This window comes from Mucilaginibacter gossypii (assembly GCF_900100945.1).
Taxonomy (GTDB): Bacteria; Bacteroidota; Bacteroidia; order Sphingobacteriales; family Sphingobacteriaceae; genus Mucilaginibacter; species Mucilaginibacter gossypii.
In genome coordinates this window covers 212,084-228,881 of the sequence record NZ_FNCG01000003.1, presented here as the reverse complement: position 1 = coordinate 228,881, position 16,798 = coordinate 212,084, and the positions used below count along the sequence as shown (strand labels likewise).

The window sequence follows — 16,798 nt, the reverse complement described above, 5'->3', positions numbered from 1 at the left end:
TCCGCTTAAAAACATGTTTGGCATAAACGCGTATGAATGGAATTTTTTGCAGGATCCCGCCAATCCGGAGCAAAAAGGAGCCATTTACGAAACCAACATGAACCTTATCAAGTCATTCAGTGCAGTAAGGCATTATTTAGGCTGGGCCCGGATGGAAAGCACTAAAGGCAGCTATACCTTCAACCCCACTCATAAAGACAACTGGAACTATGATCTCATTTATAGCCGTTGCAAGCAGGAAGGTATATTGGTTTTAGCAGATATAAAAAATTGTCCGCCATGGTTGGTTAATACTTATCCTAACAATATGCGGGATCTTGAAAATGCGCCGCTTATTTATGGCTTAAGTAAGGCTGATCCGGCAAGCTATATTGAGCAGGCGCACATGGCCTTTCAATTTGCCGCCAGGTATGGCTATAATACTAATATTAACAAGGCATTGATAAAAGTTGACACCAGCATGCGATGGGCAGATGACTCGCCTAACCAGGTAAAAGTGGGCATGGGCCTTATAACTTACGTAGAGTGTGATAATGAGCGCGATAAATGGTGGAAAGGATCGGCAACACAACAAACCGCTGAAGAGTATGCAGCTAATATGTCGGCCTTTTATGATGGCAACAAGGGGAAGTTAGGAAAAAATGCCGGTGTAAAAAATGCTGATCCTAATATGAAAGTGATAATGGGTGGATTAGCTACAGCCGACATAAATTTTGTAAAGAAAATGGTAGAGTGGTGCCGCATCAACCGTGGTTACAGAGCCAACGGCAGTATCAATCTGTGTTTTGATATTATTAACTACCACTATTACAACAATAACGGTAATATTTTAACACATCAGTCTGCCACGTTTGGCCTGCCGCCGGAATTGTCGATGGCGGGGCAAATTGCTGATTCGTTTGTTCAGTATGCAAATTCTTTTGTTAAACCAATCCCTGTTTGGGTAACCGAGTCTGGCTACGATATAAACAAGGGAAGCTATCAGAGAGCTTTAGATGTAGGGCAAAAGACATCGAAAAACACCCAGGCAGATTGGATTTTAAGAACTTCGCTTCTTTACATCAGGCATGGTATACAACGTGTATTTTATTACCAGCTTTTTGACGATGCCCCTAATGCTGCTGGTCAATATGCTACATCTGGTTTAGCCGAAAATGGCAAACGCAGACCTGCCGCCGATTTTATATTGCAAACATCAAAATTAATGGGTAACTATACCTATTCAGCCACCATTAATACCGACCCGTTGGTTGATAAGTATTCATTAGGTTTACAAAGCATGTACGTATTAACCATCCCTGATTATCGGGCACGTACAGGCACATACACACTCAACCTCGGCACAGCCAAAGCAAATGTTTACACACTAAAAACAGGTGCCGATAATGTTGTTAAAACAACCCTAAAAACAGTTAACGGGAAACTTATTGTTAAAGTAACCGAAACACCAATCTTTGTACAGGGCACAAACTAAATAAATGCCGAAAGGCTCCTCCTCACCTCCCTGGCGTACATACCGCCAAACAGGTTTACGTGAACCAGCAGCGGATAAAGGTTCCAAAGTTTAAGACGCTGTTGCCAGCCGGGCCGTAACGGAAATTCCTGGTTATAAGCCTCATAAAAAGCGCGGTCAAAACCACCGAAAAGCGTGGTCATCGCAATATCAAACTCGCGGTTACAATGACTAACCGCCGGATCGATCAGGTAAGGTTTGCCACTGGTATCAATCAAGTAATTGCCTCCCCAAAGGTCTCCGTGCAGTAATGCGGGTGGTTCTTCTGTAAATAAACCTGGAAGCTTTTTATAGAGCTGATCAAACTGGTGAATATCGGTTTGGGTAAGCTTTCTTTTATCTACAGCCATTTTAACCATCGGCTGCAACCTTTCTTCAATAAAAAACCGGGCCCAGCTATTGTGTCGATTGTTGCTTTGATGGAGCGAACCCATATAATTATCTGCTTCAAACCCAAATTGTGCAGCTGTGTCACGATGCATGAGAGCAAGTTGCCTGCCCAATTTTTGCGATGATATAGCATCGCCGTATCCTGCTTCAATCCATTGCAGCATAAGATAACTTTCGTCACCGGTATCGCCCTGTAAAACAACCTCAGGTACAGCTATTGTATTTGTTTTGCGGATAGCAGCTAAACCACTCACCTCGCTTTTAAACATGCCCGGAAATTTATGGAGGTTATTTATCTTAATAAAAAAATCACCTAACGTGGTTTGCAAGCAGTAGGCTTGATTAATATCTCCTCCGCTTACCCGGCTTACATTCTTAATCTGAGCGTTTAGCTTGCACTCAATATCACTTATTATGCTTGCCGATACAGCCATTTTGTTCGGATATTATTTAAATTAAACATTTCAAAATAGTTAATTTATTAGCCGATACAAATTATCGGTTTAAAAAGTTATTTTTGCGGTTCAATGGAGCACATTCGTAATTTTTGTATCATAGCACATATCGACCACGGCAAAAGCACACTTGCTGATAGGTTATTAGAGTATACTAACACCATAACGCAGCGCGAATCCCAGGCACAATTGCTTGACGATATGGATTTAGAACGCGAGCGCGGCATCACCATAAAAAGCCATGCCATACAAATGGATTATGTGCTTGACGGGCAAAAATACGTGCTCAACCTGATCGATACCCCCGGTCACGTGGATTTTTCATATGAAGTATCACGTTCCATAGCAGCGTGTGAAGGCGCTTTACTGATAGTTGATGCTGCGCAGGGTATCCAGGCGCAAACCATTTCAAACCTCTATCTGGCTTTAGAGAACGACCTGGAAATTATCCCGATCCTGAATAAAATGGACCTTCCCGGCGCTATGCCCGAGGAAGTTAAGGATCAAATAGTCGATCTTATAGGCTGCAAACGTGAGGAGATCCTTGCCGCATCGGGCAAAACCGGCATGGGTGTTCATGATATTTTACGCGCCATTGTTGAGCGTGTGCCCGCTCCGGTAGGTGATCCTAAAGCTCCGCTGCAAGCCCTGATCTTTGATTCGGTTTTCAACTCGTTCCGTGGTATTATAGCTTATTTTAAAGTTGTAAACGGCGAGATCCGAAAAGGCGATAAAGTAAAATTCGTCGCTACCGAAAAGCAATACCTTGCTGATGAAGTTGGCACGCTTAAATTGCGCCCGTTAGCTAAAGACGTAATCAAAACCGGCGACGTAGGTTATATCATATCAGGCATAAAAGAAGCAAAAGAGGTTAAAGTTGGTGACACCATTACCCACGTTGACCGTCCCTGCGAAGTAGGGATTCAGGGCTTTGAAGAAGTAAAGCCAATGGTATTTGCCGGTATTTACCCGGTTGATACCGAAGATTATGAAGAACTTCGTGAGTCAATGGCTAAATTACAGCTCAATGATGCATCGTTGGTTTTTGAACCGGAATCATCAGCGGCTTTAGGCTTTGGTTTCCGTTGCGGTTTCCTGGGCATGCTGCATATGGAGATCATCCAGGAGCGTTTGGAGCGCGAATTTAACATGACGGTGATCACTACCGTTCCCAACGTATCATATTTGGCTCACACCACCAAGGGCGATTCGTTTACGGTAAATAACCCGTCCGATCTACCTGATCCAAGTAAAATTGACTTTGTAGAAGAGCCTTATATTAAAGCTACTATCATCACCAAATCTGAATTTGTTGGCCCGGTAATGTCGCTTTGTATTCAAAAACGCGGTACCATCGTAAATCAGTCATATCTCACATCCGAGCGTGTTGAGCTGATCTTCGAGATGCCAATGGGCGAGATCGTATTTGATTTTTACGACAAGTTAAAAACCATTTCAAAAGGTTATGCTTCGTTTGATTATCATCAGATAGGTTATCGCCAGTCAGATCTGGTTAAACTCGATATCCGCTTAAACAGCGAACCTGTTGACGCACTTTCATCCCTGATCTTCCGCGGTAACTCATACGATTTTGGTAAAAAGATCTGTGAAAAATTAAAGGAACTTTTACCGCGTCAGCAGTTTGAGATTATTATCCAGGCTTCAATCGGCGCCAAGATCATAGCCCGCGAAACAGTAAAAGCTCTACGTAAAGACGTGACAGCCAAATGTTATGGTGGTGATATTTCCCGTAAGCGTAAACTGCTGGAAAAACAGAAACAAGGAAAAAAACGCATGCGTCAGGTAGGTAACGTAGAGATACCGCAGTCGGCATTTATGGCAGTTTTGAAGTTGGATTAACCCCTCAATTTCCTGAAGAATATTGAGGATAAATAAATTAATATATTCTGTACAGATTAGTTACATATTTTACGGTAACAGGGCTTGTTAAACATATTCATTTAGGGAACTTTGTTTATGGTAAATGGATTGTGTACGAGCGCGACGAACCGAAATATTACATTGATGCTTTCAATAAAGCCGCTATTTCAAATAAAATTATATTTGAAATGCTCCTGAACAATAAAACAGAAACCATTGAAAGTATCATTAGCAAAATAAATCAAAATCACACATTAAAACTGTCCCTGGATAACAGGCCTTTTATAAGAATACGATTGAAATCAAAACAGGTGAGTTTAAATTTGCCCCCGTTACCCGATTACTTCGTAAAAAACATTTAACAATGCAGCTTTTAGACGGAAAATACGTTTCAGAAAAACTTAAGGTTGAAATAGCTGAAGAAGCAGCTAAAATATTAGAAAAAACCGGCAGGAAGCCTCACCTGGTGGCAGTGTTGGTTGGTCATGACGGCGGCAGCGAAACTTACGTTGCCAGCAAAATGAAGAACTGCGAAAAAGTTGGCTTCAAATCATCGCTGGTGCGTTATGAAGACGATGTTACTGAAGAAGAGCTGCTGAAAAAAGTTGAAGAGCTCAATGCTGATTCTGATATCGACGGTATTATCGTACAACTTCCGCTACCAAAACATATCGACCCCGAAAAAGTAACCGAGCGTATTGATCACCGTAAAGATGTTGATGGTTTTCACCCGGTTAATCTGGGCCGTATGCAGCGCAATCTGCCTTCGTTTATACCCGCAACTCCTTATGGTATTACTTTAATGCTTAAAGAATACGGCATTGACACAGCCGGCAAACATTGCGTGGTTGTTGGTCGCAGCAATATCGTTGGCTCACCAATGAGTATCCTGATGGCTCGCAATACAACTCCGGGCAACTGCACGGTAACCATATGCCACAGTCGCACACCTGATATTAAAAAATTCACACTTGATGCAGATATCCTGATCGTAGCTATCGGTAAAAAGAATTTCATTACTGCCGATATGGTTAAAGATGGTGTAGTAGTTGTTGATGTGGGTATGAACCGCGAAATCTCAACCACAACAAAATCGGGCTTTAAACTTTACGGCGATGTTGATTTTGAAAACGTAGCACCAAAATCATCATGGATTACCCCTGTACCGGGTGGCGTAGGCTTGATGACCATTGTCGGTTTGCTTAAAAACACATTGGCTTCAGCTAATAAAGAGGTTTATAAATAGTGAGTAGTTTATTGGGTTGATTAGGTGAGTGATTCCTTTTTTCCATTCACTTAATCAACCCCTCACTTAAATCCTCTCAACTTATCCCAAATAGAGGCTACGCCAACGTACACTCCATCCTCCTTTACTTCAACCGGGTAAGTTTCAATAAAATCGTTTTGCCCTTCGCCACCTTTTCCTGTTTCAAGATTATAAGTATAGCGATGATATGGACAAACGATCAGCTGCCTTACGCATAGGCCTTCGCTTAAATCGGCTCCGGCATGGGGACATTTTGCTGATACTGCATAAAGCTTACTTTCAAAATTTACGAGGCAAATACTTTTACTGCCAACCTTAACCTTTTTTATAAATATGCCTTCCATACAGACTAATCCCAAAACTTTATACCATTTCATTTATCGAATATATTAACAAAGGGATTTAAATCGGGATTGTCCAAATCAAAGCTGAATTTTTCATAAACTATGCGGGATAACAAGATCTTTACTGGCAGGGCTTCTTTAAACCCGTTCATATCATAATAATATACAAACTTATTTTCCGTTACATGCCATTTAAAGCCAAGATTTATTAAAGGATATCGAGATGGTATATCATCGTCATCAAAGTCTGTCGAATCAATAAAATTATTGTACTGTGAATCCAACTGATGGCTGATTTTTAAAAACTCTCCGAAAACTTCAAAATCAAGATTAAAATTTTCTTCCGCGCTCAGACACAACCTGAATTTTCTAATTCGCCTTTCATACAAATCGAACAATGCGTTGTCAATTACCTGGCTATCATTAAAATAAAGATCTGCTTGCTGCCGGTTTAATTTTTTAAGTTCATTTCTCGTTTCAACTCTTTGCTCTTTATCAAAAGCAGAACGTTCGCCATCTTCAAAAGAAGAGTCCATCCACCTAATCCATCTTTCAAGTAAACTCTTTTTAACGTAAAAAGGATCTTTAAAACGCTTTAATGCGCCAAGATGACTATCTAAACGCCAAAGGCCTTCCTGTTGATAATGGGCATATAAATAGTCATACTCAGCAAGGCTTTTCTTAATTGACACTTCAAGCGATTTCTTTTCACCTTCAAAATATTCGATAATTTGGTCAAGATCAGATTTCATGAGTACAAGTTATGCACTGCAAGTTTCAAAATCTAACATTACGCCAACATTTCTGAATCTTATTGAGCCAACCAATTTTAAAAATCAATTTTCAGATTCATCACATTTGGATTTTTAATTACCTCGTCCATGCTGGTAATAAGCGTCACTTCCCTCCTGTCGGCCGAGAGCATGGCTTTTGAATTGTTGATCTTCTTTACAGGGTGAGCAAACCTCAGGATCACTTTATAAGGCATATCGATCAGCATCGCCTTGGCCATCATGAAAGTGGCCTGAGTTTTCTTTAAAAAAGCGTTAAACTTAGCTTTATCAATGATGCGGTAAAATTTATGGGGAGTTATATCATACGAGTAGTAGTCCTGCCCTCCTACCATTTGCCGTGCATCGAATGGCTTATTCGTTTTATCGGTGGTGGTAATAGCGCTTATCTGGGTATTAAGTGCAATTTTTGATACATTTTGTAAGTAATATTGCAGGTCTGCTGCATTTTTGGCGGTATGATTAAGCGTTACTTTCATAACACTCTTTTTAAGATTCATATTCACCGTTAGCTCACTGCTTTTGGCCATTTCAATTTCTTCAGCTTTCAACTTCTGCTGCGCACTGTCGGGTATAGCACTATAAAAGTTAAGCGTAGTGTCCTTAACCAAACTAAATTGAGGCGTTTCCTTAACTGAATCAGACATGAGGTTAACTAATACAGATACTGCCCTGCTCATATCAAAAGCGTATGCTACTTTGCAGGTCCCGTCACTTTTAAAATCGTAATGCTCTTCAATATCTACACATGAACTAAAACAAAGCACTGCCATTAAAAATAAAGGAAGGTAAAGCTTTTTCATCTCCGGATATAAATTAAGCGTTAACGATACAGTTATTGCATTTTACGAAAAGGGATTTAATTGGTTATCTTAAAATTAAGGTAATTATAACAATTATAAATGAAAATAAAAAAAGGCAAAAGGATAAAGGTGAAAGGCAAAAGGTATTTTAGCGTGTACTTTTATTTTTTTTTATAATGTAATTTGATGATAAAGCCAATACCTTTCACCTTTGGCCTTTTACCTTTCGCCTTATTAAGGTACTTCCATATTAGTGTAACCTTTTGGCTTTCACCTTTTAGCTTTCGCCTATATTTCAGTACCTTTGCACCCTCAAATAACTATGGCACACCAAATACCAGACGACGGCACGCTGCTTCCTTTAATGGAAGAGTTTTATACGATACAGGGGGAAGGGTACAATACGGGCAAAGCCGCATATTTTATTCGCCTTGGCGGCTGTGATGTAGGTTGCCATTGGTGTGATGTTAAAGAAAGTTGGGATGCCGAGTTGCATCCCCTTACCGCGGCTGATACAATTGTGAGCAACGCCGACCTTCATCCTGCAAAAGCTGTTGTGGTTACCGGTGGCGAGCCGCTTATTTACAACCTTGATTATTTGACCCACAACCTGCACGAAAAGGGAATAAAAACATTTATTGAAACTTCAGGTGCGTATCCGCTTTCGGGCGATTGGGACTGGATTTGCCTTTCACCCAAAAAATTCAAAGCGCCTACGCCAAACGTGGCCGAATGTGCCCACGAGTTAAAAGTGATCGTTTTCAATAAATCCGATTTTGAATGGGCCGAATATCACGCCAAAATGGTATCGCCCGACTGTAAGCTTTACCTGCAGCCCGAATGGTCAAAATCCAAAGAAATGACCCCGCTGATTGTGGATTATGTAAAAGAAAACCCGCAGTGGGAAATTTCACTACAAACACATAAGTATCTGAATATTCCATAATCTTTGTAACTTACGGTATTAATTATCCTAAGTTACAAATGAAAATTGCAGTATTATTGGTGCTTGCATTGTGTTTACCTGCTTTGCTTGGCGCCCAGCAGCAAACCCGGTATTCGTCATCCAATAAAGAAGCTGTAAAATATTTTGCTACCGCTTATCAAAACCTTGATGAACATCTTTATGATGAGGCGATTCAAAACTCGCTTAAAGCTATTAGCGAAGATTCAAAGTTTATAGAAGCGCGGTTATTACTCGCCGATCTGTACCGAATGAAACGCATGTACAGGCCAGCTGTTGAGCAATACGCTAAAGTCATTTCACTTAGTCCGGAATTTAACAGGGGAGTGTATCTCAAAGCTGCTGAAATGGAAATCCATGATGCAAGCTATACACAGGCCCAGCAACACCTCGAAAAATACCTTACCTACCCTGATATCAACCCTCAAACCAATACCTACGCAAAAAAACTGCTTGCTGATGCCAAATTCAGCATCCAGTCGATGACACATCCGGTGCCATTTAAACCTATAAATATTGGCCCTGAAATAAACACTGTTAATGACGAGTACCTCCCGGTTGCTACAGCCGACGAAGGCACGTTGATATTTACCCGAAAGATCAATAACAACGAAGATTTTTATAAAAGCGAAATGATAAACGGCAAGTGGAATACTGCCACTTATTTAAGCAACCAAATTAATACTGAAAAATATAACGAAGGTGCGCAATCCATATCGCAGGATGGTAAATACCTGTTTTTCACGGGATGCAATCGCCCCGACGGTTTAGGCCGTTGTGATATTTATATCGCTCAAAAACGGGGAAATGACTGGGGGAAACCTGTTGACCTGAACCCACCGGTAAATACGTCGGGTTGGGAATCTCAACCCTCGATAAATGCCGATGGCCGCACGCTTTATTTTGTAAGCAACCGTAAAGGCGGTTATGGCGGCTATGACATTTGGAAAAGTAGGCTGGGTGAAAAAGGCTGGGGCGAACCTGAAAACCTGGGTCCCAATATTAATACCCCCTACAATGAATTATCACCGTTTATTCACCCTGATGACAGTACACTTTATTTTAGCAGCGATGGCTGGCCGGGTTTAGGTAGCAAGGACCTGTTTGTTAGCCGCATGGATAAAGACGGTAAATGGCAAAAACCCGAAAACCTTGGATATCCTATCAATACCAGTGGTGATGAGGGCGGCTTATCATTAACTGCCGCCGGAGATTATGCTTTCTTTTCATCGGATAATTTAAAGGGGTTGGGCGGTTATGATATTTATAAGTTCGAGCTGCCTGTAAAGTTGCGCCCCCATTTGGTAACGTATGTTAAAGGCTTTGTAAAAGACGTAAAGACGAAAGCCCCCCTTGAAGCTGCAATTGAGATTATTGACCTGGAAAGTAATTTGCCGGTTTACCAGGATTACAGTGACGATGAACAGGGGGACTTTTTAGCCACACTAACGTCGGGCAAAAACTATGCGCTTAATATTTCAAAAAGCGGATATCTGTTTTATTCCGAAAACTTTTCGCTTAAAAATTATAAGATTAAAAGCCCGTTTAACATTGTAGCACTATTATCACCCATTGAAATTGGCAATAAGGTAATCCTTAAAAATATTTTCTTCGATACTAATAAGTTTGACCTTGAAAAGGAATCAAAAGCCGAACTTGCCAAGCTCATTGAATTTTTAGGGGTAAACTCAACTACCCGTATTGAGATCTCAGGCCATACAGATAATACAGGTAATCACCAGGGTAACCAAACCTTATCTGAAAACAGGGCAAAGTCTGTTTATCAATATCTCGTGTCGAAAGGAATTGCCCCTACCCGCCTTGTTTACAAAGGATACGGTGAAACGCAACCGATAGCATCCAATACAACAGAGGAAGACAGGGCAAAGAACAGGCGTACGGAATTTATGATCATAACTAAATAAAATTAAAGCCAACAGCAGTAATCAGGGGAAAAGCAAAAAGCCTTCAGAATTTAATCTAAAGGCTTTCTTTATCAGAACTTTTCAGCAACTAATTCCCCAACTCCGACATGAATTTGATACGCATTAACTGCACCTCTTCACGGGTGTAATCATCACTGCCCAGTTCGGCTAAGGCTTCATCAATAGAGTCAGCTTCTGCAGTGCGGAAATAATCAAATACTTCTTCCTGCTTATCTTCGTCAATCACCTCATCAATATAGTAGTTCAGATTGAGCTTGGTTCCTGAGTTAACTATAGTTTCAACTTCTTTCAGGATCTCCTCATAAGTAAGACCTTTTGAAGCAGCAATATCATCAAGGTTTAAATGCCTGTCGATATTTTGGATAATGAACACTTTAAGCGCCGATTTATTGGCAGCACTCTTAATCACCATATCAATTGGCCGGTCAATATCGTTATCCTCTACATATTTTTGGATCAAATCGGTAAAAGGTTTACCAAATTTCAGCGCCTTGCCTGCACCAACACCCGAAATTTGTTTAAGTTCTTCGGTGTTGATAGGATAATGAGTGCACATCTCTTCTAACGAAGGGTCCTGGAATATTACAAACGGTGGCAATCCTTTTTGTTTGGCCAGCTTTTTACGCAGCTCTTTAAGCATTTGCAGCAACTGGGTATCAAGTGCACCGCCGCTTTGTTTTGGTCCGTCGTCATCGTTGTCATCGTCAGCAGCCTCCATTACCTTATTCAAAACAAAACGGATACTGTGCGGGTTCTCAATAAAGCCTATGCCACTTTTAGTAAGCCTTAAAAGCCCGTATTGATCAATATCTTTTGAAATGTAATTATTTAGTAATGCCTGCCTTAAAAGCGAGTTCCAAAGATTTTTACCTAGTTCTTTGCCCGAACCATAATAGTCAAGCTGATCATGCTCATAATTTTTGATCTGAGCATTTTCCTCACCCATTAATATGCTGAGGATATGGTGGTCGTCAAACTTTTCGCCAATATGCTTAATCAAACTTAATGCCCTGTGCAGGTGCTCCTCCCCATCAAAATGTTCTTTATGGGTACAGCAATTATCGCACATGTTATTACAGCCTGCTTCATTAAAGTTTTCGCCAAAATAATGCAATAATTGTTTACGGCGACAAACCGACGACTCGCAATAATCGATAACCTCCTTTAGTATCTGAGTACCTATTTCGCGTTCCGAAACAGGCTTGTCTTTCATAAATTTCTGAAGCTTATCAATATCCTTTTCCGAATAAAAAGCCACACAAACACCTTCTCCTCCGTCACGTCCGGCCCTTCCTGTTTCCTGGTAGTAACCCTCCATACTTTTAGGCACATCATGGTGTATAACGTAGCGAACATCGGGTTTATCAATACCCATACCGAATGCAATCGTAGCGACAATAACATCAACATCTTCCATCAGGAATTTGTCCTGCGTTTCTGCACGCACTTTAGGATCAAGCCCTGCGTGATAGGGCAACGCCCTTACCCCGTTAAGGTTCAGCGCCTCGGCTACTTCCTCAACCTTTTTGCGGCTAAGGCAATACACAATTCCCGATTTGCCCTGATTTTGTTTTACAAATTTTACAATCTCTTTGATAACATTACGCTTGGCCCTAACTTCATAAAACAGGTTGCCCCGGTTAAATGACGATTTAAATACGGTAGCATTATTCATTTGCAGGTTTTTTTGAATATCCTGCTGAACTTTTGGGGTAGCCGTAGCTGTTAGAGCAATTATGGGAATATTTTCGCCTATGTTACTGATCACCTGGCGTATTTTACGATATTCGGGCCTGAAATCATGCCCCCACTCCGAAATACAATGCGCTTCATCTACCGCCACGAATGAAACGTGGTTAAGGCGTAAGAAATCAATATTTTCCTGCTTGGTTAACGATTCGGGGGCCACGTACAATAACTTGGTTTTCCCTGCCAGTACATCTTCCTTAACCTTGCCTATCTCTGATTTTGTAAGTGATGAATTTAAAAAATGGGCTATACTATCTGATCCTCCAAACGCCCTAAGCTGATCTACCTGATTTTTCATCAGGGCTATCAATGGTGAAATTACGATTGCCGTGCCATCGCTCATCAAAGCTGGTAACTGATAACACATCGATTTGCCGCCACCGGTAGGCATAATAACGAATGTATCATTACCGGCCAGGATGTTGGTTATTATCGCTTCCTGTTCTCCCTTAAAATTATCAAACCCGAAAAAATTCTGGAGATTGTCAAATAGCGATTTCTTTGTTTCTATCATTATTTTAACAAATTCTTAAATTGTATTTAAAAGTTTAAAGTAACAAAATTTTCTAAATAAACGATGGATTTACTTTTAAATTTTATGCAAAAATGATGATTAGATGAAAAACAATTTCATTGCTCGTTCATTTAAAGAACCAGACAAATTTGTGGTTATGCCCACCGTTAAATTATTTAGCTACACTTAATGGATAATTAACAAATTATTACACATTTTTACGGTCGATATACCAAATTAAAATTCTTTACTTGCTCATGAATAAAAACTATTATGCGATAATTATGGCTGGAGGGATTGGAAGCCGCTTTTGGCCGATAAGCCGTACATCGCACCCTAAACAGTTTATAGATATACTTGGTACCGGTAAAACCTTAATACAAAACACCTACGAACGTTTCCTGAAAGTTTGCCCCAAAGAAAATATTTACGTTGTTACTAACGAAAACTACACCAAACTGGTAAAACAACAATTGCCCGATATGGAGGATCAGCAGATTCTTACCGAACCGGTAATGCGTAATACGGCACCTTGTGTTGCCTATGGCTGTTTTAAAATTGAAAGTCTTAACCCCGATGCAGCTATTGTTGTAGCCCCTTCCGATCAGCAGATCCTGGATGAGGATGCTTTTGTTGCCGCTATCGAAAAATCATTGCAAACCGCCGCTTCAAATGATTATCTGATAACCCTGGGCATTAAACCATCAAGGCCCGATACCGGTTACGGATATATTCAATACACTGATAACGTTATCAATGATGAGTTTCATAAAGTAAAAACCTTTACCGAAAAACCCACTCTTGAAATAGCTAAAACCTTTATTCAAAGCGGCGACTTTTTATGGAATGCCGGCATCTTTGTTTGGTCGGCCAAAACTATTGTTAAGGCCTTTAATCAGTACCTGCCCGAAATGCATGAGATCTTTGCTGATGCAAAACCAGTTTATAACTCAGACGATGAAAAGTCTTATATACACAAGGCTTACCAGCAATGCGTTAATATCTCGATAGATTACGGCATTATGGAAAAAGCAGATAATGTGTATGTATTACCTTCGGATTTTGGATGGAGCGATCTGGGTACCTGGGCATCAATATATGACCTTGCCGAAAAGGATTATGTAGGTAATGCCGTTATCCCTGCAGAAAAAGTGATCATGTATGACTCTTCAAACTGCATGGTAAACGTGCCGGGCGAAAAACTGGTAATATTGCAGGGGCTGCATGATTATATCGTAGTAGAATCGAACAACTCCCTGCTCATTTGCCCCCGCGACCAGGAACAGAACATCAAACAGGTTGTGGCTGATGTAAAAAGTAAATTTGGAGCGAAGTATATTTAGCCCCCTCCGCCCCCTAAAGGGGGTACCTACTTACAATCACTCTTTAGCTGTAATGCTAAACAAGAAAAGCTTTGCCACGGCAAAGCTTTTCTTGTTTAAATACTTTTAAGTTTAATACGACAGATAAAAACCAGCCGTAAGTAAGCACCCCCTTTAGGGGGCGGGGGGGGTTCTCTGCCTCACTGCCTCATACAAAATCACCCCGGTAGATACCGATACATTCAACGATTCAATTTCGCCGAACATAGGGATCTTGGCCAGGTGGTCGGAGATCCGGATGATCTCGTTACGAATGCCGTCTTCTTCCGATCCCATAACGATGGCAGTAGGTACGGTATAATCCGGAGTGTAAATATTATCCTGTGTTTTCTCGGTACAACAAACCAGTTGCAAGCCCGATTCCTGGAGGAAGCGTACAGTTTGCATAAAATTATCATGCCGGCAAACAGGAATTTTGTATAATGCGCCGGCCGATGTTTTAATGGCATCAGGATTTATCTGCGCCGAGCCTTTGGCTGGGATCACGATGGCATGCACACCGGCACATTCGGCAGTACGGGCAATCGCACCCATGTTCCTTACATCAGTAATGCTGTCTAAAACTAAAATTAACGGCGTTTCCCCCTTTTCAAATACTTCTGGAATGATGTTCTCTATCTTTTGATAAACAATAGGCGAAATCACAGCTATAACTCCCTGGTGATTTTTCTGGGTAATGCGGTTTAGTTTTTCAACCGGAACCTGCTGTGCGGTTATCTGATATTCGTTCATCAGTTCTTTAAGCTCCTGTATCAGGCCACCGCCTATGCCTCGCTGTATAAATAACGCCTCAATCTCTTTACCCGAGCGAATCGCTTCTACTACCGCCCTGATACCAAAAACCATCTGATTGCTTTCGCGCTGAGGCCTTGAATTAAATGCCATTTTATGATTTAAATTTTGGCAAAAGTAGCTATATTAATTGATTAAGCCGTTATTGAACTGATAACCCTTTTGGGTTTACCGGCGTTTGAGTGCAGATGCTATCAACACTTGAAAACTTTATTAACATTGACTCAATTAGCTGAAAATCAATCAGCCCAAATTCCCTTAAAAAGTTATCAACACTGAGGTGTTTATTAAAAACCTTAAAATTATCACCCTGTGTATGATTATTTTAAAATACCGATACACTATGTTAGGTGTTTACTTTGCCTGTCGAAGCGTTTTTTGTATATTTTTGTACCCTTATGAGTTTTGAGAATAACAACCAGTATAACAAGCCAAATACTTTTGAACGCCGCAGCCGGATCCCCAATCCTACCCCATTCATTGCAGGCGGCAAATTGCAGCCACAGGCTACGGACTTGGAGGAAGCAGTTTTAGGCGCCCTTATGCTGGAGAAAGATGCCCTTTCATCTGTTATAGATGTTTTAAAACCCGAAGTTTTTTATCAAACCAATCACCAAAAGATTTTTTCTGCAATAAAAATCTTGTTTGAAAAAACACAGCCTGTAGATATCCTTACCGTGACTGCCGAATTGCGCAGGCTTGGCGAGCTGGAAATGGTTGGCGGTGCTTACTATATCACTGAACTTACAAGCCGCGTTGCATCGGCCGCCAATATCGAATTCCATTCGCGCATCATCATTCAAAAATTTATTCAGCGCGAACTGATCCGCATTTCTACAGAGGTGATCAACAATGCATATGAGGATACTGCAGATGTATTCGACCTGCTGGATATGGCCGAAAAAAATCTGTTTGAAATAGCCCAGAGCAATTTACGCCGGGATGCCCGTAATATGGACGATCTTGTTCATGAGGCCCTACGCGATATTGAAGCCCTGAAGGATAAAAAGGATGGCTTAACAGGTGTCGCCTCTGGCTTTACCAACCTTGACCGGATGACGTCAGGTTGGCAAAAATCAGATCTGGTGATCATTGCGGCACGTCCGGCGATGGGTAAAACAGCTTTTGTATTAAGCTGTGCCCGTAACGCAGCGGTTGATTTTGACAAGCCAGTTGTGGTGTTTTCGCTGGAGATGTCGTCTGTACAGTTAGTTAACCGTTTGATAGCTGGCGAGGCAGAAATTGAGCAGGAAAAAATCCGTAAAGGCACGCTTGAAGAATGGGAATGGCAGCAGGTACACTCTAAAATTGGCAGGCTTGAAAAAGCAACGTTCATCATTGATGATACACCTGCCCTAAACATCTTTGAGTTCAGGGCAAAATGCCGCCGCTTAAAATCACAGTATGATATCCAGTTAATCATTATCGACTACTTACAGCTGATGCATGGCAAAGCTGAAGGCAAAGGTGGCGGGGGCAACCGTGAGCAGGAAATCAGTAGCATTTCTCGTGCTTTAAAATCAGTTGCCAAGGAGCTCAGTGTGCCGGTAATTGCACTTTCGCAGTTAAGCCGTGCGGTTGAAAGCCGGCCGGGCAACTCAAAAAGACCAATGCTTTCAGACTTACGTGAATCGGGCGCTATTGAGCAGGACGCCGACATGGTATTATTCCTCTATCGTCCAGAATATTATGGTCTGACCGAAGATGAGGACGGTAATCCAACCCAGGGTGTGGGCGAGGTAATTATAGCCAAGCACCGTAACGGTGAAACAGGTACTGTTCGGCTTAAATTTGTGGGCAAATATGTTAAGTTCACAAATCTTGAAGAAGGTATGGATGGCTTCCCCCCTCCCGCAGGTAACGCTTTCGCAGGCCTTGCCCCTTCGCAGGATTTTGAAAAGCAGAGTAACTTCATTATACGTCCTTCAAGAATGGACGACATAGATGATGAGCCTCCGTTTTAATCTCATTTCGAATGTGGGATTTTCGATTTGGGATTTATTTAAA

General features: G+C 41.2%; 13 protein-coding genes. 7 read left to right on the top strand and 6 right to left on the bottom strand.

From position 1 onward, the window contains the following. Positions 1 to 13 precede the first annotated feature (13 nt). Entirely contained in the window at positions 14 to 1,474 is a 1,461-nt protein-coding gene (locus BLS28_RS07080; RefSeq protein ID WP_143020709.1) for a hypothetical protein, read from the top strand. Here BLS28_RS07080 and BLS28_RS07075 read toward each other — a convergent pair. Then, the gene (locus BLS28_RS07075; RefSeq protein ID WP_091163936.1) at positions 1,471 to 2,337 is read right to left on the bottom strand and encodes a fructosamine kinase family protein; all 867 of its coding nucleotides are present in this window, start codon (positions 2,335 to 2,337) and stop codon (positions 1,471 to 1,473) included. The genes BLS28_RS07080 and BLS28_RS07075 overlap by 4 nt on opposite strands. Before the next feature lie 93 nt (positions 2,338 to 2,430). On the opposite strand from BLS28_RS07075, the gene lepA reads away from it, so the two are divergent. Then, entirely contained in the window at positions 2,431 to 4,218 is a 1,788-nt protein-coding gene (gene lepA, locus BLS28_RS07070) for a translation elongation factor 4 (protein WP_091163934.1), read from the top strand. 385 nt (positions 4,219 to 4,603) lie between these two features. Continuing rightward, entirely contained in the window at positions 4,604 to 5,485 is an 882-nt protein-coding gene (locus tag BLS28_RS07060; protein WP_091163929.1) for a bifunctional 5,10-methylenetetrahydrofolate dehydrogenase/5,10-methenyltetrahydrofolate cyclohydrolase, read from the top strand. 62 nt (positions 5,486 to 5,547) lie between these two features. Here the strand turns inward: BLS28_RS07060 and BLS28_RS07055 are convergent, their stop codons facing one another. The 3 genes from BLS28_RS07055 to BLS28_RS07045 form a co-directional block, all read right to left on the bottom strand. After that, entirely contained in the window at positions 5,548 to 5,883 is a 336-nt protein-coding gene (locus BLS28_RS07055) for a Rieske (2Fe-2S) protein (protein ID WP_091163926.1), read from the bottom strand. After that, positions 5,880 to 6,602, bottom strand: a complete 723-nt coding sequence (locus tag BLS28_RS07050) for a hypothetical protein (protein ID WP_091163924.1) — start codon at positions 6,600 to 6,602, stop codon at positions 5,880 to 5,882. Before BLS28_RS07050 ends, BLS28_RS07055 begins: the two co-directional genes overlap by 4 nt. 77 nt (positions 6,603 to 6,679) lie before the next feature. Then, positions 6,680 to 7,444, bottom strand: a complete 765-nt coding sequence (locus tag BLS28_RS07045; RefSeq protein ID WP_091163922.1) for a hypothetical protein — start codon at positions 7,442 to 7,444, stop codon at positions 6,680 to 6,682. Between the two features lie 322 nt (positions 7,445 to 7,766). Between BLS28_RS07045 and BLS28_RS07040 the strand changes: the two genes are divergently transcribed. Beyond that, positions 7,767 to 8,390 (top strand): 7-carboxy-7-deazaguanine synthase QueE, encoded by a 624-nt coding sequence (locus BLS28_RS07040; RefSeq protein WP_091163920.1) that lies wholly within the window; start codon positions 7,767 to 7,769, stop codon positions 8,388 to 8,390. 38 nt (positions 8,391 to 8,428) lie between these two features. Further along, complete coding sequence (locus tag BLS28_RS07035) at positions 8,429 to 10,333, top strand: OmpA family protein (RefSeq protein WP_091163918.1); 1,905 nt, start codon at positions 8,429 to 8,431, stop codon at positions 10,331 to 10,333. Positions 10,334 to 10,421: 88 nt separating this feature from the next. On the opposite strand, the gene recQ is transcribed toward BLS28_RS07035, so the two are convergent. Continuing rightward, entirely contained in the window at positions 10,422 to 12,614 is a 2,193-nt protein-coding gene (gene recQ / locus BLS28_RS07030) for a DNA helicase RecQ (RefSeq protein WP_091164924.1), read from the bottom strand. Between the two features lie 260 nt (positions 12,615 to 12,874). Between recQ and BLS28_RS07025 the strand changes: the two genes are divergently transcribed. Then, positions 12,875 to 13,960: a mannose-1-phosphate guanylyltransferase gene (locus BLS28_RS07025; protein WP_090525993.1), complete on the top strand. Its 1,086-nt coding sequence runs from the start codon at positions 12,875 to 12,877 to the stop codon at positions 13,958 to 13,960. 153 nt (positions 13,961 to 14,113) lie between these two features. On the opposite strand, the gene rlmB is transcribed toward BLS28_RS07025, so the two are convergent. Further along, the gene (gene rlmB / locus BLS28_RS07020) at positions 14,114 to 14,884 is read right to left on the bottom strand and encodes a 23S rRNA (guanosine(2251)-2'-O)-methyltransferase RlmB (protein ID WP_091163917.1); all 771 of its coding nucleotides are present in this window, start codon (positions 14,882 to 14,884) and stop codon (positions 14,114 to 14,116) included. Positions 14,885 to 15,189: 305 nt separating this feature from the next. Here rlmB and dnaB point away from each other — a divergent pair, with 305 nt between their 5' ends. Beyond that, on the top strand, positions 15,190 to 16,755 hold the full coding sequence (dnaB, locus tag BLS28_RS07015) for a replicative DNA helicase (RefSeq protein WP_091163915.1): 1,566 nt from the start codon (positions 15,190 to 15,192) through the stop codon (positions 16,753 to 16,755). Positions 16,756 to 16,798 lie beyond the last annotated feature (43 nt).